This window comes from Halomonas sp. AOP13-D3-9, from assembly GCF_052379125.1.
Lineage (GTDB): Bacteria > Pseudomonadota > Gammaproteobacteria > Pseudomonadales > Halomonadaceae > Vreelandella.
The window spans coordinates 77,503-94,096 of record NZ_JBQSYH010000022.1; the positions used below are offsets into that span (position 1 = coordinate 77,503).

The 16,594-nt window shown below is 56.8% G+C and carries 16 protein-coding genes; 12 read left to right on the top strand and 4 right to left on the bottom strand.

Annotation, left to right across the window (positions count from 1 at the left end; translation table 11 throughout):
- Positions 1-183 precede the first annotated feature (183 nt).
- The 8 genes from ACT3UM_RS21015 (at position 184) to ACT3UM_RS21050 (ending at position 9,671) form a co-directional block, all read left to right on the top strand.
- Positions 184-390, top strand: a complete 207-nt coding sequence (locus ACT3UM_RS21015; RefSeq protein WP_022522448.1) for a cold-shock protein — start codon at positions 184-186, stop codon at positions 388-390.
- Between the two features lie 228 nt (positions 391-618).
- Positions 619-2,388, top strand: coding sequence for an SLC13 family permease (locus ACT3UM_RS21020; RefSeq protein ID WP_498902017.1), 1,770 nt, complete (start codon positions 619-621; stop codon positions 2,386-2,388).
- A 91-nt stretch (positions 2,389-2,479) separates the two neighbouring features.
- Positions 2,480-3,145 (top strand): alpha/beta hydrolase, encoded by a 666-nt coding sequence (locus ACT3UM_RS21025; protein WP_498902018.1) that lies wholly within the window; start codon positions 2,480-2,482, stop codon positions 3,143-3,145.
- A 46-nt stretch (positions 3,146-3,191) separates the two neighbouring features.
- Positions 3,192-3,890: a hydrogenase subunit MbhD domain-containing protein gene (locus tag ACT3UM_RS21030; protein WP_498902019.1), complete on the top strand. Its 699-nt coding sequence runs from the start codon at positions 3,192-3,194 to the stop codon at positions 3,888-3,890.
- Positions 3,887-5,377, top strand: a complete 1,491-nt coding sequence (locus tag ACT3UM_RS21035) for a complex I subunit 5 family protein (protein ID WP_144811068.1) — start codon at positions 3,887-3,889, stop codon at positions 5,375-5,377. Before ACT3UM_RS21030 ends, ACT3UM_RS21035 begins: the two co-directional genes overlap by 4 nt.
- Entirely contained in the window at positions 5,374-6,879 is a 1,506-nt protein-coding gene (locus ACT3UM_RS21040) for a complex I subunit 5 family protein (protein ID WP_498902020.1), read from the top strand. The genes ACT3UM_RS21035 and ACT3UM_RS21040 overlap by 4 nt, the downstream gene beginning before the upstream one ends.
- The gene (locus ACT3UM_RS21045; RefSeq protein WP_498902021.1) at positions 6,876-8,648 is read left to right on the top strand and encodes a proton-conducting transporter transmembrane domain-containing protein; all 1,773 of its coding nucleotides are present in this window, start codon (positions 6,876-6,878) and stop codon (positions 8,646-8,648) included. Before ACT3UM_RS21040 ends, ACT3UM_RS21045 begins: the two co-directional genes overlap by 4 nt.
- Positions 8,649-8,684: 36 nt before the next feature.
- On the top strand, positions 8,685-9,671 hold the full coding sequence (locus ACT3UM_RS21050; protein WP_498902022.1) for a YihY/virulence factor BrkB family protein: 987 nt from the start codon (positions 8,685-8,687) through the stop codon (positions 9,669-9,671).
- A gap of 49 nt (positions 9,672-9,720) precedes the next feature.
- On the opposite strand, the gene ACT3UM_RS21055 is transcribed toward ACT3UM_RS21050, so the two are convergent.
- Complete coding sequence (locus ACT3UM_RS21055; RefSeq protein WP_498902023.1) at positions 9,721-11,130, bottom strand: PhoH family protein; 1,410 nt, start codon at positions 11,128-11,130, stop codon at positions 9,721-9,723.
- Between the two features lie 195 nt (positions 11,131-11,325).
- Complete coding sequence (locus ACT3UM_RS21060; RefSeq protein ID WP_088699792.1) at positions 11,326-12,195, bottom strand: LysR family transcriptional regulator; 870 nt, start codon at positions 12,193-12,195, stop codon at positions 11,326-11,328.
- Between the two features lie 116 nt (positions 12,196-12,311).
- On the opposite strand from ACT3UM_RS21060, the gene ACT3UM_RS21065 reads away from it, so the two are divergent.
- Entirely contained in the window at positions 12,312-13,178 is an 867-nt protein-coding gene (locus ACT3UM_RS21065) for a cation diffusion facilitator family transporter (protein WP_498902024.1), read from the top strand.
- Between the two features lie 19 nt (positions 13,179-13,197).
- On the opposite strand, the gene ACT3UM_RS21070 is transcribed toward ACT3UM_RS21065, so the two are convergent.
- Positions 13,198-13,383, bottom strand: coding sequence for a DUF3008 family protein (locus ACT3UM_RS21070; protein WP_035584858.1), 186 nt, complete (start codon positions 13,381-13,383; stop codon positions 13,198-13,200).
- 220 nt (positions 13,384-13,603) lie between these two features.
- Here ACT3UM_RS21070 and ybaK point away from each other — a divergent pair, with 220 nt between their 5' ends.
- From ybaK to ACT3UM_RS21085, 3 genes are all read left to right on the top strand, one after another.
- Positions 13,604-14,071 carry a Cys-tRNA(Pro) deacylase gene (gene ybaK, locus ACT3UM_RS21075; protein WP_498902025.1) on the top strand — a complete coding sequence of 156 codons (468 nt, stop codon included), beginning with the start codon at positions 13,604-13,606 and terminating at the stop codon, positions 14,069-14,071.
- Positions 14,072-14,155: 84 nt separating this feature from the next.
- The gene (gene dbpA, locus ACT3UM_RS21080; RefSeq protein WP_498902026.1) at positions 14,156-15,553 is read left to right on the top strand and encodes an ATP-dependent RNA helicase DbpA; all 1,398 of its coding nucleotides are present in this window, start codon (positions 14,156-14,158) and stop codon (positions 15,551-15,553) included.
- A gap of 33 nt (positions 15,554-15,586) precedes the next feature.
- Complete coding sequence (locus ACT3UM_RS21085; RefSeq protein WP_498902027.1) at positions 15,587-16,465, top strand: PA4780 family RIO1-like protein kinase; 879 nt, start codon at positions 15,587-15,589, stop codon at positions 16,463-16,465.
- On the opposite strand, the gene ACT3UM_RS21090 is transcribed toward ACT3UM_RS21085, so the two are convergent.
- Positions 16,462-16,594: transketolase-like TK C-terminal-containing protein (locus tag ACT3UM_RS21090; protein WP_498902031.1), on the bottom strand; the 133-nt coding region annotated here is incomplete at its 5' end. The genes ACT3UM_RS21085 and ACT3UM_RS21090 overlap by 4 nt on opposite strands.

Here is a 16,594-nt window from a genome sequence, read left to right on the forward strand (position 1 = left end):
ATTGATAGAGGGTGTTGACGTGGGCGGGTGGTTAAGCGCAAAATGTCGGCAGTTGGTTAGCAAGTCGAACGTTGTCAGCAGTATAGAAGCGCCTCTAGCGTTAAATCTGGTGAAAGTCTCTTGTTATACCCACTGCAATTCGGGTATTTCCCGGTTTAATTAGCAACATCGAGGATTTCGATCATGGCAACTGGTACCGTTAAGTGGTTCAACGACACTAAAGGTTTCGGCTTTATCTCTCCTGACGACAATGGCGACGATCTGTTCGCGCATTTCTCTGAAATTCAGGCAGAAGGCTTCAAATCTCTGCAAGACGGCCAGAAGGTTTCCTTCGACGTCACCCAGGGTAAAAAAGGCCTTCAGGCTTCTAACATCAAAGTAGAAGGTTAATTCCTTTACTAAGGTGTTAACAATCACCGCCTAGCGTTGATTGACCAAAGAACCCCGCCAAGTGCGGGGTTCTTTGCTTTTAGGATTTGTAACTTAAAATTACCTCACCCCTTCCCCCTCACCCTGCATATTCCATTTCGATCTTTAAATGTTTCTAAAAATAACTTTTTAGAATATAAGATTGGCTTCACAATACCGCCATGCTTATTGGTTAAGGATGTCGTGGTTATGTCACTGGATGCTTGGATAGCGGTTGGAGTGGTGCTCACCATCTTCCCGTTAATGGCCTTTTCACGCCTGGGGCCGGATATTATCTTGCTGGGCGCGGTTATTGTGCTAATGACGCTGGGGGTGATTGACCCCCAGCAGGCGCTGGGGGGCTTCTCCAATAGCGGCCTGTTTACCGTGGCGTTTATGTATGTGCTGGTGGCCAGCATTCGCGAAACCGGCGGTATCGACCTGATTATTCGCTATGTGCTTAAACGGCCCAAAAGTGAGCGGGGCGCGCTGGTTCGCCTGTTGCTGCCGGTGGCTTCGCTTAGCGGCTTTGTCAATAATACCCCCGTCGTTGCTACCTATATTCCCGCGGTCATGAGCTGGAGCCGTCGGCTACGCTTGTCTCCCCAGCGGTTGCTGATGCCGCTTAGCTTCGCTTCTATCCTGGGTGGCACCATCACGCTATTTGGCACCAGTACGAACCTGGTGGTGCATGGACTATTGCTGGAGCGTTATCCCGAGCTAGGCATGGGCCTGTTGGATTTGGCCTGGGTCGGCGTTCCTGTCGCCGTCGTAGGACTGAGTTATCTTATTTTGCTCGGGCCACGACTGTTGCCCGCCAGGGAAGGGCTGGCCAATGCGTTCGCCAACCCGCGGGAGTTCACTATTGAAATGGAAGTCGATCCGGCAGGTGTGCTGGTGGATCGTACCGTTGAAGAGGCAGGGCTACGCCACCTACAGGAGCTGTTTCTGGTCGAGATTGAGCGCGCAGGCAACGTGGTCAGCGTGGTGGGGCCGGGCGAGCAGCTCAAAGGCGGCGACCGGCTGGTGTTTGCAGGCACCTCTGATGCAGCAGTGGAGTTGCAGCAAATCCGCGGTTTGATCCCTTCCCGAGACGGCACTTCCAGTTTGGAGAAGGAGTTTAAAGAGCGTCGCTTGGTTGAGGCGGTGGTCTCTAATCAGTGCCAGTTTATTGGCCAGCGAATTCGCGATGGTCACTTTAGAACCCTCTATGGGGCAGCGGTGTTGGCGATCTGCCGTGGCGGTGAACGGGTTAAGGGCAATCTGGGGCAGGTGCGACTGCAGCCCGCCGATGTGCTATTGCTGGAGGCGCGGCCCCCCTTTATTGAGCGGCATCGACAGTCAAGGGACTTTTTGCTGATTAGTGAGCTCAATGGCGCGGCTCGGCCTATCCATGAAAAAGCGCCGCTAGCGTGGGGCCTGCTGTTAGGCGCCGTGCTGCTCGCCGCGCTTGGTGTGCTGAGTATGCTCAACGCTGCCATGCTGGGTGCCGCATTGGCGCTGCTGACCGGCTGTTGTTCGGTAGGCGCTGCCAAGCGTGGCCTGGATACCCAGGTGCTGCTAACCATTGCCGCTTCCTTTGGGGTGGGGGCGGCGCTGCAGAGTTCCGGCGCTGCCGGGGTGATCGGCGGTGGGGTGTTGACCCTGGTGGCGGGTAATCCACTGCTGCTGTTAATAGGCACTTACTGCGTGGTTGCGCTGCTGACCGAACTGGTTACCAATAACGCAGCGGCGGTGATTATTTTCCCGGTGGTGATGAGCGCCGCGGAAAGCTTGGGCGTTAGCCCAATGCCCTATGTGGTGGCCGTTATGTTTGCCGCCTCGGCAAGCTTTTTAACCCCCATCGGCTATCAAACCAATTTGATGGTGTATGGCCCTGGGGGTTACCGGGTGAGCGATTTTCTACGCCTGGGCAGTGGATTAAATATACTGACGGGGGCCATAGCGCTGATGTTAATTCCCCTGGTATGGCCTTTTTAAGTGGTCTGTGACTATTTTTAGGCACTCTCCCGCTCGCTGTTAACGCGGGTTTGCGCTAGGGTGACGCTTTTTGCATAAGGAATACGACGTTATGACTGCTCCTGGCGAACTGATTATTGAACCGAAAGATGGTCAACCCGCCGATGCCTGTGTGTTCATTATTCACGGCTTAGGTGCGGACGGGCACGATTTTGAACCGCTGGTGCCCGCACTGGCGCTGCCCAAAGATTCCCACGTGCGTTTTATCATGCCTCATGCGCCACGCTTAGCCGTGACGATTAATGGCGGTATGGTGATGCCCGCTTGGTACGATATTCTCGCCATGGATTTGGGGCGTCGGGTCGATGAGGTTCAACTCAAGAAATCCGCAGAGCGCATCCAAGCGCTGATTCAAGAGCAGATTGACCAGGGTATCGATAGCCAGCGCATTATTGTCGCGGGCTTTTCGCAAGGTGGCGCGGTTGCCTACCACGCCGCGCTGACGTTTCCCGCGCAGCTGGGTGGCTTGTTAGCCATGTCGACCTACTTCGCGACCGCCGACAATATCGATCTTGCAGAAGCTAATCGTCAGATTCCTGTGGAAGTTCAGCACGGTAACTTTGACCCCATTGTGCCTGAAAGCCTGGGTCGCAGCGGCGCCGACCGCTTAAAAGAGATGGGCTACGCGGTCAACTACCGCCAATATCCCATGGCCCATGCGCTCTGTCCCCAGCAGGTCAATGATATCGGCAAATGGTTGAGTTCTCGCTTAAACTAAGCGCCTATGCCTATTCGTGACCGATGCAAGGATGTAGCGAAAACGAATGATAGCTTTCTTTGATGCGATAAAACCTCTTGAAGCAATGGAAATGCTGCTGGCGCTGTGCCTAACGGTGGCGGCGCTGGTGTGCCTGTTTGATCGCCACTTACTGCGCGCCTGCTGCTTTTTTGTCGCCTTTGCAGCGGCAATGACGTTGGCTTGGTGGCGGCTAGAGGCTCCCTGGCTCGCCGCTGCCGAACTCGTGCTGGGCGTTGTGCTAACAGGGGCCTGTTTTTTTTATGCCCTGGGCCACGTTTCACCGGGTGTGTCATCCCCTCTAGAGCGCGATAGATTTAGCGAGCCCTGGTCGCGGGTGGCGATGCGCGTGGCATTGGCGCTGGCCTGGTTTGTCATGGTCGGTGCCGCCATCCGTTATGTCATCGCTGACATGGCCTATTCACCTTCAGAGCATCCACTGCTGCTGGCGGGGGTGGTGATTGCCGCCAGTGCATTGGGAGCCTTTGCACTACATCGTCATTTGCTGCGCCGTTTGCTGGCGTTCAATATTCTCGGTTCGGGGGTATTTATGCTGCTGGCCGGTGTGGCGGGCACCTCGGCGGCGGCCCAGGCGTTAATTAGCGTCGGGCTGTTGGTCGCCTGGCTGGGGACGATGCTGGGTGCGCTGCTAATTCGACAGCTTTTGCACCTGGAAGGGGGCGAGGCCTTAGGGCCTGACGGTAAGCCCAAGGAGAGCGCCATATGATTTGGCGCTTTGGCCTTTTCGAGAGCACCTTTGAACCTCTTGCTAGTACCCATTGGGCGCTGTTAGCTGCGCTTGGCTTGCCGCTACTGCTGGGCATGCTGGCGGCACTCTTTCCTCCTAAGCGGGCATGGCCTGTGGCGCTGGCTAGCCTGCCGGTTCTGGCGTCCGGGTGGATGCTGTTATCTGCTTATGACCAGGCGGGCCTGCTCCGCTGGCAGTGGGAAATAGCCGGTGTTCACTTATCGCTACGCTTAAACGGGCTGAGCGTGCTACTGCTGTTAATGACCCAGGTGATCGGCGTTGCCGCAGCGCTCTATACACCGGGATATCTGCGCTTAAGCGAAACCGGGCCATTGGCACGCTGGCTGTGGCCGCTGATGGGCGTTGTACTGAGTGCGTTGTCGTTAATTTGGCTGGCCACCGATCTGTTGACCCTTTATGCCGGGCTGGAGCTAATGGGGCTGGCGGCGGTTGGCATGCTGATGCTATCGGGCAAAGTGCCCGCACTCGTGGCGGGAATGCGCTATTTGCTGTTGGCGCTGGTGGGTTCGCTTACCTATCTACTCGGGGTCGCGCTGATTTTAGGCCACTGGGGGCGATTGGATCTGCAGGGCTTGGCTGATGTGGTAGAGCCTGGGCCGGTGGCGTGGTTTGCCGCCGCACTGATTGGCGCTGGGCTGGCCTTAAAAGCCGCGCTATTTCCGCTGCATGCCTGGCTGACCCCGGTTCACGAGAATGCCTGGACACCGGTGAGCGCGCTGCATGCCGCGCTGGTGATCAAGGCGTCGCTATTTATACTGCTGCAGCTGTGGAGCATTCTGCTCCCTGAAACCTTCTACGCCCCGCGTGTTATCGCCTGGCTGGGCCTACTGGCGATTGTATGGGGCGGGTTACTGGCCTGGCGTACTGATTCACTTAAAACCCTGGTGGCTTCGTCCACTGTGGCCCAGTTGGGGTATCTCATGGTGGCTTTTCCGCTGCTGCTGGGGCCCGATATTGCGCCGCTGCCCCGGGCGTTAGCCTGGGAGGGGTTTTGGCTGCAGCTGATGGGCCACGCCTTTGCCAAAGCCGCCATGTTTATGGCCGCAGGCAACCTAATACTGGCCACCGGTGAGAGCACGCTAAAAGGCTTGGCGGGTACCAGCCGCCGTTTGCCGCTTTCGCTACTGGTGTTTGGCATCGCCGCTATCACTCTGATGGGCCTTCCACCCAGTGCTGGCTTCACGGCCAAATGGATGCTGCTTCAGGCGATGATCATCACCCAGCAGTGGTGGGCGGTGGCGGCGCTACTGACCGGCACACTATTAACCGCGGCCTATATATTCCGCCTGTTTCGTTACTCGTTTGACGAAACGGCCCCCCGCCATCGTTACCAACCTCTGGCGCCCGGTATGGATCTGATCGCACTAACGCTGGCCCTGATTGCGTTCGCCCTAGGGCTGTTGGCGCATTTCCCGCTGGAATTGATGCATGGAGGTAGCCCATGAACGCCGCCTGGTTACCACTGACCGCTTTGGCGACCTCGCTACTGGTGGTGGTGATTATTTTCGCACTGCCGGAAGACGCTCGGCGCCTGCGCACAACGATCAACCTCGTGGCGGCAGTCGTTAAGATTATTCTGGTTATGCTGATGGTCAGGCGGGTAGCCGCGGGGCATGAGGATATTTTTAGCTTTCAGGTAGTGGGGGGCGTTAATTTTGTCCTGCGCAGCGATGCGCTAGGGGTGATGTTTGCCGGATTATCGTCGCTGCTGTGGCTATGCACCACCATTTATGCCATCGGCTATCTGGAAGGCTCTGCCAATCGGAAGCGCTTTTTTGGCTTTTTTAGCCTGTGCGTGGCGAGCACGATCGGCATTGCCCTTGCCGATAACCTGTTTACCTTTCTGGTTTTCTACGAAATGTTGACGCTCTCTACCTACCCGCTGGTGGTTCACAAGGGCACCCAGCAAGCCCTCAATGCGGGACGCGTCTATTTACGCTATACGCTAAGCGCAGGTGTGGTGCTGCTACTGGGGGCTGTGCTGCTGTATAGCCTGACCGGGGATCAATCGTTCTCGTCAGAAGAGGGCTTGGGCGACTATGTGAACGATCACCGTGGCCTGCTAACGTTGATATTTACGCTCTTGGTAGGTGGGCTGGCGGTAAAAGCGGCTATGGTGCCGCTGCACGGTTGGCTACCCAGAGCCATGGTGGCGCCCGCGCCGGTGAGTGCGCTGCTGCACGCGGTCGCGGTGGTGAAGGCGGGCGCGTTTGGCATTTTGCGGGTGGTTTACGATCTGTTTGGCATTGAGCTGAGCGTGGAGCTAGGCGTTATCACCGCGTTAGCGGTGGCGGCCTCTATTACGATTATCTATGGCTCGTTAAGGGCGATTGCTCAAGAGGAACTCAAACCACGCCTCGCGTTCTCCACGATTAGCCAGGTCTCCTACGTCATTCTCGGCATTGGCTTATTCGGCCCGTTTGGCACCGTCGGCGCCTTGGCGCACTTGCTGCATCAGGGTTTAATGAAGGTCACGCTGTTCTTCTGTGCGGGTAACTATGCCGAAGAGCTGGGGATTCATCGCATCGATGAAATGGACGGTGCGGGTATGCGTATGCCGTTGACCAGTATTGCGTTTACCATCGGCGCGTTTGGCATGATTGGCCTGCCTCCTGTGGCGGGGTTTATTACCAAGTGGTACCTCGGCATTGGCGCGATTCAAGCCGAGATGTACTGGGTCGTCGCCGTACTGGTGGCGAGCAGTACCCTCAACGCCATGTACTTTTTACCCATTGTGCACCGCTTATGGTTCCGTTCAGGGCCCTCCCATGGCAAAGGGAGTTGGCCTAAAGAGCAGCGCTTAGGTCGTTTTGAAACCCATAGCTGGCTGTTAGTGCCGATGGTGTTTACCGCGCTGGTGAGTTTAGGGGCAGGACTGTTTGCCGGGTTGCCCTTTAGTCCCTTGGATTGGGCGGCCCGGGTTGCCAACGGGGAGTATCTGCCATGATGACCATGCTGCTTGCCCTGGCGCTGCTTTGGCCGCTGGTCGTCGTCGGTTGGACGCTATGGACTGCCTACTGTACACCCACTGAACAGCAGGACTATTTTTCAATATTGTGGCTAAGCGCCGCTTGGCCCGCGCTGCTGCTAGCCTACGGCGGTGAAGCGCAGTGGACGATTGATGCCTGGATGCTGGGCGGCGAATGGGCGCTTAACTCGCTAAGCCGCCCTTGGCTTGCGTTTACCGCGCTGCTCTGGGGGTTGGCAGCCATCCACGCAAGGGGCTATTTTGCGGCGGAACAGGCGAAAGCCCAAGAGGGTGATAAGGACACGCAGCGACGCCTGTTGCGCTTAGCGCTGCTTTGGCCGCTGACACTGCTCGGCAACGTATTCCTGATTATTGCCCAGGATATCGCCAGTTTTTATCTAGGCTTTGCACTGATGACCTTCGCCGCCTACGCCCTGGTGGTGCATAGTGGGTCACAGGAAGCTCGGCTGGGAGCCAAGGCCTATTTGATATTAGCCGTGGTGGGTGAAGGGCTTATTCTTGGTGGCTTTCTATGGGCGGCCGGTGAAGCCAATACGCTGACGCTAGAAGGGGTACGCGAAGGCATTTTAGTCGCTGACCAAGGCGCCTGGATGGCCACCTTGCTGTGCCTGGGCTTTGGCGTAAAAGCAGGTGTTATCGGCCTGCACGTATGGCTGCCGTTAGCGCACCCGGTGGCACCGGCGCCTGCTAGCGCGGTGCTGAGTGGGGCGATGATTAAGGCGGGGCTACTGGGCTGGATTAGTGTGTTGCCGTTAGGTCATGAGCAGGTGTCAGAATCGCTAGCCCAGTTTGGCAACAGCATGTTAATTGCAGGCCTGGCGGCGGCGTTTGGCGCCGCGCTGTATGGGGTTTTTCAGCGTCATCCTAAAGCGGTGTTGGCGTACTCCAGCATCAGTCAGATGGGCATGATGACCGCGTTGGTGGCCATGGGCTTAGTCGCGCCAGAGGTATGGCCACTGCTGTGGCCGGGACTGGTGCTGTTTGCTGCCCACCACGCGCTGGCCAAAGGCGCGCTGTTTATGGGTACCAGTATCAGTGAGCATTTACCCCGCTGGCCGCTGCCGGTGGTCTGGGCGTTGCTGGCCCTGCCAGGTATCTCGTTGGCGGGCGCCATTGGTGCGGGCCTGATCAGCAAGTGGGGCGTGAAGAGTCCGCTGTACGAAATGCACCATGAGTCCTTGATCAAGCTGCTCAGTTGGGCGGCTGTTGGCACGGCGGCACTCGTGAGTGTTGCCCTTTGGCGTCAGTGGCAGCAGCGCCATAAGGGGGGCAGTAACCGCGAGCAGTGGGGTGCCTGGTTAGTCGCCATCGCCGCAGCGCTGTTAACACCGCTGTGGCTTCCCCTTCCAGCAGGCAGCATCGAGATACCCCCGCTGAAAGAGTGGCTGGGCATTATGTGGCCCTTTCCGGTCGGGGTGCTGGTCGCCGCGGTGGGCTGGTTATTAACGCGCCCGCTGAAGGGAAAATCGCTCCCCGCAGGTGACCTATGGTGGATCTACGCGGGTATTGTAGGCGCTGTGCTGGTGCCATTACGTTGGGTTGGGGGCTGCTGTGCCCAGATGAAAGCGACGAGCGTGGCGACCGCGCAAAAAACCGAAGAAACGTTGATGGGGCATTTAACGCGGCTGTTGTCTGCTGAGTCCTGGTTGCGTCACCATGCCAGTGGTTTGATGATGGTGCTTGCCGTATTGCTTGCGGCGCTACTGATGTGGGAAGGCCAGCGATGAGACGACTGTGTGGAATGTGCTTGTCAGGAGCCTGCTATGGGTAAGCTCCCTCGCGGTCGCCGCGCGCAGGTACCTGGTGATATACCCCAACGGGGGTGGCACGATATTGCCTGGCGGGTAGTACGCGCCGCGCGGCGTAACCGCCTTACCATGCTAGCCGCCGGTGTGGCTTTCTACGCCTTACTGGCGCTGTTTCCCACCATTGCGGCGGTCATTTCAATCTGGGGGTTACTGTTTGACCCTTATGAAGCTGGCCAGCAGCTTTACGAAATCAGTCGTTTTATGCCGCCAGATGCTGCCGAGTTAATCGATAAGCAGGCCCAGCAGGTCGTTGAGAGTGCTGAGTCAGGTAGCTTTCTGGGTGCTCTAGCCGGGTTGCTGATTGCCATGTTTATCGCTTCCAAAGGGGTGGCGGTATTAGTCATAGGACTGAACGTGGTGTACGGCGAAAGCGAAAAACGCAGCCTGTTACACCGCAGTACGGTATTGGTATCACTGACCTTTGGCTTGATTTTTATGACCCTGGTGTCGCTGGCGTTCATTGCCATCGTGCCGGTGGTCGTCAACGCCCTGGCGATTGATCCGCCGCTGAATAAGATCCTGCAGTGGCTGCGCTGGCCTGCATTATTGTTCATGATGAGTATGCTGATTGCGCTGCTGTACCGCTACGCGCCTTATCGGCGTTCGGCCCAGTGGCGTTGGTTAAGCTATGGCACGCTGCTGGCAACGGTGATGTGGCTGTTAGGTTCCGGTGGGCTTTCGCTTTATGTGCGCTACTTCTCTACCTTTAGTGAGCTTTACGGTTCCCTGGGCGCCGTGGTGGCGCTGATGATCTGGTTCTGGTTGTCTGCCTTTGTCGTGCTGTTTGGTGCGGAAGTTAACTGTGAGATGGAGCGCCAGACCTTCAACGACACCACCGTTGGAGAGGCGCGCCCGTTAGGTGAACGTGAAGCATTTGCCGCGGACACCATTGGTGCCCCCCGGTCATTGAAGGACTTAGCAGGGAACAATGAGACTGAATAACCCCCCACCCTTTGTTAGCGGTGGGAGGCGGTTGGTTTGAAAAGCAGCTCTAAAGCAGCTCTTCCGCCGCTAGGGCCAAGCGCGAACGCTCGACGCTTTTCAAGGTGATATGCCCAGCGTGGGGCCAATCGCGGAAGCGCTCAACGACGGCGGCCATGCCGCAGGTGTTGGCAGTCAGATAGGGGGTGTCAATCTGCCCGACGTTGCCCAGACAGACAATTTTTGTATTGCGCCCCGCCCGTGTCACCAGCGATTTAAGCTGTTTGGGGGTGAAGTTCTGCGCCTCATCAATGATAAGAAAGGTGTCGTTTAAGGTGCGCCCGCGCATAAAACTTGGCGCGCGTATCTGCACCCGCGAGCCAATCAACTGCCGCGTGGCGCCGTTATCCCAGCTTGATTCTCCCTCCTCGTTGCGCAGCAGGTTGTCCATATTGTCGTGGAAGGCACCCATCCACGGTGACATTTTCTCCTCCTCGGTGCCCGGTAGAAAGCCAATGTCTTCGCCCATGGGGATCGGCGCGCGGGTAAACACAATGCGTTCAAACAGCTTAGCGTCCAGGGTTTGCTGAAAGGCCGCGGCCAGGGTCATAAAGGTCTTACCCGTACCGGCATTACCAGCAATGGTGACCAGATCAATATCGGGATCCATAAGTAGGTTGAGGGTGAAGTTTTGCCGACTGTCGTGAGCGTGAACGCCCCAAACACCTGCGTGGTGACGGTAGTTGGTGAGTAGCTGAAGGCGCGCCGAAGAGGGCCCCAGCTCGCGAACGATCGCTTCAAACTCCGCGCCGTTTTCGCTATCCGAGACCAGCATGCCTACGTGCCAGTGGCGGGGCATATTGCCGGTGAGTTGGTAGAAAGTGTGGTGATCAAGTCGTTCTACGGTGACGTCAACATTCAACGTTTCCCATAGTGATGCACCATGCTGGCCTGCGGAGGCGTAGACCTGTGCGCCCTCAATCATGGCGTCACTGTCGGAGAAAGCGCGGTCGTTGAGATAATCTTCTACCGGTACTTTCAGCGCAGCGGCTTTAACGCGCAGGTTAATGTCTTTGGTGATCAGAATGACCGAGGCGTCGGGACGTTCTTCGCGTAGGCGACAGGTCTCGGCCAGTATGCGGTTATCGGGGCTATCGTCGAGGGAATCAAACAGCTTTAAATCGTTGTAGCATAAAAAGTGCAGGCGTCCTGTGTCGCCACTGAGTCGGGGAATTGGAATGCCGCGTTGGATCTCATCAAAGGTGACTTGGCTGGTAAGGTCGGAGAGCGTACGGCTGATTTGGCGAGCCGTGCGGGCAATTTCACGTACACCATTTTTGTGCTTATCAAGTTCCTCCAGGACGGTCATGGGGATAACGACATCGTGCTCATCGAAGTGGTAGAGCGCGGTGGGGTCATGAATCAGGACATTGGTGTCCAACACATACAGCCGAGTGGCTTTCTTATCGAGTCGTACCATCGTTGGAATCACTCCTTGGTTGACGGCAACTTCGACACTGGCAGGTGCGTATTACGTCTGGATGACACTTACCAGTGTTCCTCACGTGGCGTGTCCTGGCGTCTCCTTATTTAGCTCTTTTTAATAGCGTGGAAGGCTTTGGCGTTTTTTTCCACAAAAAAGATTTCAACGATATGTCAGTGAGTCCGTGCTGGCTTAATTGAGGGTAGCCAAAAAATGCGTCACTTTATTTAACAGCGCAGTGGCGACCACGCCGCAGTTATCGCTCTCCACATAGCGGTAGTAGTGGCTCTCTAACGCTAGATCGTGATTTAACGTGCAGAGCGTGCCCGCCTCCAAGGCGCCTTTAACCAGCGGGTAGGGCAGCAGCGCCCAGCCGGTCGCGTTGATAACGGCATCGCGAATCACCTCAAACATGGTCAGCCCAAGGTAATTACCTGAAAACAACGCTTCGCTGATCAGCTTGTCGTCCTGTACATGGGTTAAACACACTTGAGTGTACTGGGCCAAGTCGTCGCGGTTAACGCTGGGGAGACGGCTTAGCGGGTGATGGGGCGCTGCCACTAGCCGCATACTGACTGGGGCCAGATTGGCGGCGTTGGCGTCAATACCTTCAGCGGTATATAAGCCAAAGGCAATGTCCACCGTTTGGCGCTGCACAAACTGGGTGTGCTCCTGGGGTGGCACCAAGTACACCGAAATCGCGGTTAACGGAAACTGCTGTTTTAAATCATGCATCACCTGGCGCCAAAACACCTCGGGGAGAGCGTCATCACGGGCAATGCCGAGTTGGCTTTCAACGCCCTGCAAGTGTTGGTGGCAGTGTTTCTTGATCCGGCTGGCGCTGGTGAGTAAACGGTAGCAGTCGGGAAGCACGCTATCGCCTACGGCGGTCAGCGTTAGGCTGTTGCCCGAGCGCTCAAATAGAGCCACGCCCAAGCTGTCCTCCAGCGCATTGACGGCAGCACTTAGCGTGCTCCGTTTTAAGCCGGTATGCCGTGCAGCGGCAGCAAAGGAGCCATGCTCGGTGACATCAATAAAGGCCTGTACCTGTTCTGCACGCATAGTCGTCTCGTTGAGTGGTTTAAAGCGCCAATTAAGTTGGCGCTGAGCGATTCGTGATTGTCATCACTCTCGACTATTATGGCCCACAATTCGCCTAATGTGATGGAGTTATCCGCGTGACCCCCTTTGTTGCCGAGCGCCGTGCGCTAAGATTTTCAGCCATTTCAGCCAGCCTGTTTGCGTTTACCGGGCTGGTGCTAGGGCTGACCAGCGGTTCCATAACGATTCTTTTTGACAGCGGTTACTCGCTGCTGAGCCTGGTGCTGGCGTCGCTATCGTTATTTGCGCTTAAGCAGGCGCGTAAACCTGCAGACGATCACTACCCCTTTGGGCGGCTGACGGTGGAGCCGCTTGCGGTGCTGCTCAAAGGCGTAGTGATCGCGATGGTTTGTATCGTTTCGCTGGTTTCGGCTTTGTGGAGCCTGCTTGACGGCGGGCGGCTGGTCACGCTGGATTTGGCGCTGATGTTTGGCGTGGTCAACGTAACCGGCTGTTTATTAACCTGGTGGTGGCTGGCGCGTTACGCCCGGGTGGCCCGCTCTTCGCTACTTGCCGCCGAGCTGCGCCAGTGGCAGATGGATACCTGGCTGAGCGCCGCCGTTATGTTGGGCTTTGCGCTCACCTGGGGGCTAACGCAGTCGCCCTGGGCCAGCTACGCACGCTTTGCCGACCCGGTGATGGTGCTGGTTATCGCAGGTTACTTCTTACCCATGCCGATTCGTATGGTGAAGGGGGCGCTGCGGGAGCTGATGTTTGGCGGCTCATGCAGCAGCGTGCGGCGCGATGTAGTGGAGGATGTCGCCGACTTTGATGTCCGCGCCGACGATGTGCGCCTGGCCCAAGTGGGCAGCTTCCTGATGGTGGATATCCAGCTCGATAAGCAGCAGTTCGACGACGCTCAAGAGATTGTGGATAGCGTAGAGAAGCGCTGTAAGCGGCTAAACCTGCGTCCGGTTACCAGTCTTACGTTGGTCGCTGGCTGAGGCGAGTGTTGGCGAGCCGTTAATCCTGTTTCTTTTCCGGTTTGCCTTTGCGCTTTGTACTCGCGAAATCTTCTAGCTCCTCCTCGCTCATGGAGTCGTACATCTCTTTAGACGAACCATAAAGCTCACTGGGCTTGGTTTCCCCGCGCTTAGCGGAAAGCGCTGCCCCTGCCGCTTTTTGTTGCGCTTTAGAGGTTGCTGGCATTGCTGATCTCCTTTCGGTTAGCTTCCTTTTACCTACTGCACTATTGAGCATTGCACTTTTGAGCATAGTAGCTGGAACACAGCTTTCCAGCAGCATCAATCAAACCTTCCACATATGCCAATCAGTTGACTTCCATTTGCCTGTCGCGTTATTAACCTACCGGGCGAAGTGTGCCACTCAATAACGTCATCGTATCAATGCTGTTAACGAAGAGAACGCCATGACTCCAGCTATTAATGGTGCAAAACACGCAGGTATAGCCTTCCAAATCCATGAGTACCACCACGATGCCGCCGCGCACTCCTATGGGTTAGAGGCAGCTGAAAAACTGGGCGTTGCGGTGGAGCAGGTATTTAAAACCTTAGTGGTGAAGCTGGATGGTAAGCAGCTGGCAGTCGGCATTGTGCCCGTCACAGGGCAGCTAAACCTAAAGCACATTGCCAAAGCCGCTGGGGCCAAAAAAGCCACTATGGCAGAGCCGTCGGAAGTGGAGCGCACGACCGGCTATGTGCTCGGTGGGGTTAGCCCACTGGGGCAGAAAAAGCGCTTGGCCACCTTTATTGATCACTCCGCCGAGGCTTTCGCCAGTATCTATGTCAGCGCCGGGCGGCGCGGGCTTGAAATTGAGCTGGCGCCTGGGGATTTAGCCGCGCTGACTCAGGCAACCTTTGTACCGCTGGCTGCGTGATGGCGGCGCAGTTTGAGGCACTTTCTGGTATGGTGCTTCACATTATAGGTTTACGGGGCAATACGGCCCCTTCAGGAATTTTCTGTGTCCGACACTTCTTTTGCATCTCTGGCGCTTCCAGCAGCGCTACTGACGAATCTAGACACCCTTGGCTACCACGCAATGTCGCCGGTGCAGGCGGAGAGTCTGCCGCCCATGCTGGCCGGGCGCGATGTGCTGGCCCAGGCGAAAACCGGCTCAGGCAAAACCGCGGCATTTGGTTTAGCGCTGCTAGCTAAGCTGAAAGTGGAGAGCTTTGCGGTACAGGGCTTGGTGCTTTGCCCCACCCGAGAACTCGCTGACCAAGTGGCTGAAGAGCTGCGCCGCTTGGCTCGCGGTATGGCCAATGTGAAAATACTTACGCTCTGCGGCGGCGCGCCTTTTGGCCCGCAGCTCGGCTCTTTAGAGCATGGGGCACACATTGTGGTCGGCACGCCAGGGCGCATCGACGAGCATTTGCGCAAAGGTTCGCTCGCCCTGGATGCACTTTCCATACTGGTGTTGGATGAAGCGGATCGCATGCTGGATATGGGCTTTCAGGCAACCATCGATGACATCATTGCCGATACCCCAGCTGACCGCCAAACGCTGCTGTTCAGCGCGACTTTCCCGGACGAGCAATCATCGGGCGGGCTAACCGCGATGACCCGTGGCGTAATGCGCAATCCGGTGACGGTCAAAATCGCCGAGGTTCACGACGCCAGCACTATCCAACAGCACTTTTATAGCGTCGCCAATGAAGAGGCGCGATTCGACGCTTTACGCCAACTTCTGCTGGTCTATCGACCCGCCACCAGCGTGGTGTTCTGCAACACCAAACGCGAAACCCAGGCAGTGGCCGAACAGCTCACTGATGCTGGGTTTAGCGCCGTGGCGCTCAATGGCGATCTTGAGCAGAAAGACCGAGACCGTATACTGATTCTGTTTTCCAACCAGAGTGCCTCTATTCTGGTGGCCACGGACGTTGCCGCCCGGGGCTTGGATATCGCCCAGCTAGATGCCGTGTTTAACTACCAAATTGCTCGCGAGCTTGATGTGCACGTACATAGGGTTGGGCGCACCGGCCGTGCTGGCGCCAGTGGCATTGCCTGTACGCTAGTCACCCCGAAAGAGAGCTACCGGCTGGAGCGGCTGGAAGGGTTGCTGGAACAGGCGATTAAAACGGAACCCTTGCCAAAACCCCAGCACTCGGTACCGTTTGAGCCACTAATGGCGACGCTGCAACTCGCGGGCGGAAAAAAGGATAAACTGCGGCCGGGTGATATTCTGGGGGCGCTGACCAGTGAAGGTGGGCTGCGCGGTGAGCAAGTGGGTAAAATCAAAGTGCTCGCCCGCAGTGCCTATGTAGCCGTGGAGCGCAATGTGATCCAGCAAGCTCAGGCCAAACTCGAGCGTGATAAATTAAAAGGGCGGGCTTTCCGTGTTCGCCGTATCCGTTATTGAACGCGTACCAAAGAGGAGCCGACGCAGCTAACCATGAAAATCCCTAAGCGACTACAGCCGCTGGTCGATGATGGCATGATCGACGAGGTGCTGGTGCAGTTAATGAGTGGTAAAGAGGCGCAGGTCTACGTAGTGCGCTGCGGTGAAGAAGTGCGCTGTGCCAAGGTGTTTAAAGAGGCCAAACAGCGCAGCTTTAAACAGGCCGTTCAGTATCAAGAGGGGCGTAAAGAACGCAATAGCCGCCGTTCACGGGCGATGGCCAAAAAAACCCGTTACGGCCAGAAAGAGCAGGAGCAGGCGTGGCTGAATGCCGAAGTCGACGCGCTCTATCGCCTTGCCTCGGCGGGTGTTCGTGTGCCCGAGCCCCACGGTTTTGTCGACGGCGTACTGCTGATGGAGATGATCAGCGACGCCGAGGGCAACGTCGCGCCTCGCTTGGACGAAGTGACGCTAACGCCGGATCAAGCTGAGACCTACTACGCCAAGGTTATTCAGGACGTGGTTAAAATGCTCTGCGCAGGCCTGATTCACGGCGATCTGTCGGAATTTAACGTGCTGGTCGATGCCTCTGGCCCGGTGATTATCGATCTGCCTCAGGCGGTTGATGCTGCCGGCAATAACAGCGCGGCCGCGATGCTGTATCGCGATGTGGATAACATGCGCGACTATTTCGGTAAGTACGCGCCGGAGCTTCTGAATACCGAATATGGCAGAGAGATGTGGGCGCTGTATGAAACCGGTGAACTACACCCAGATAGCAAGCTCACCGGCCACTTCGATGCCGACACTCATATTGCGAACGTCGATGAGTTGATGGAAGTCATCGACGATGCCAAAGAGGAAGAGGCGGAACGCCAAGCGCGTATGCGCGATGACGAAAATGATAATGGCGAGATTCCGCAGCCTTACTAATCCAGTAGCTCATTGGCCTGGTTGACGATGTTCTCGACGGTAAAGCCGAAGTGCTTGAACAGATCCCCCGCTGGGGCGGATTCGCCGTAGGTGGTCATGCCGATCACGCGGCCTTCCAGGCCCACATAT

Excerpts from the sequence above, each read along its gene's own strand:
- ybaK (WP_498902025.1), top strand. The coding sequence starts at position 13,604 with ATGACTCCAGCTATTAATGGTGCAAAACACGCAGGTATAGCCTTCCAA.
- ACT3UM_RS21035 (WP_144811068.1), top strand. The coding sequence starts at position 3,887 with ATGATTTGGCGCTTTGGCCTTTTCGAGAGCACCTTTGAACCTCTTGCT.
- ACT3UM_RS21045 (WP_498902021.1), top strand. The coding sequence starts at position 6,876 with ATGATGACCATGCTGCTTGCCCTGGCGCTGCTTTGGCCGCTGGTCGTC.
- ACT3UM_RS21040 (WP_498902020.1), top strand. The coding sequence starts at position 5,374 with ATGAACGCCGCCTGGTTACCACTGACCGCTTTGGCGACCTCGCTACTG.
- ACT3UM_RS21070 (WP_035584858.1), bottom strand. The coding sequence starts at position 13,383 with ATGCCAGCAACCTCTAAAGCGCAACAAAAAGCGGCAGGGGCAGCGCTT.
- ACT3UM_RS21050 (WP_498902022.1), top strand. The coding sequence starts at position 8,685 with ATGGGTAAGCTCCCTCGCGGTCGCCGCGCGCAGGTACCTGGTGATATA.
- ACT3UM_RS21085 (WP_498902027.1), top strand. The coding sequence starts at position 15,587 with ATGAAAATCCCTAAGCGACTACAGCCGCTGGTCGATGATGGCATGATC.
- ACT3UM_RS21055 (WP_498902023.1), bottom strand. The coding sequence starts at position 11,130 with ATGGTACGACTCGATAAGAAAGCCACTCGGCTGTATGTGTTGGACACC.
- ACT3UM_RS21025 (WP_498902018.1), top strand. The coding sequence starts at position 2,480 with ATGACTGCTCCTGGCGAACTGATTATTGAACCGAAAGATGGTCAACCC.
- ACT3UM_RS21030 (WP_498902019.1), top strand. The coding sequence starts at position 3,192 with ATGATAGCTTTCTTTGATGCGATAAAACCTCTTGAAGCAATGGAAATG.
- ACT3UM_RS21020 (WP_498902017.1), top strand. The coding sequence starts at position 619 with ATGTCACTGGATGCTTGGATAGCGGTTGGAGTGGTGCTCACCATCTTC.
- ACT3UM_RS21015 (WP_022522448.1), top strand. The coding sequence starts at position 184 with ATGGCAACTGGTACCGTTAAGTGGTTCAACGACACTAAAGGTTTCGGC.
- ACT3UM_RS21060 (WP_088699792.1), bottom strand. The coding sequence starts at position 12,195 with ATGCGTGCAGAACAGGTACAGGCCTTTATTGATGTCACCGAGCATGGC.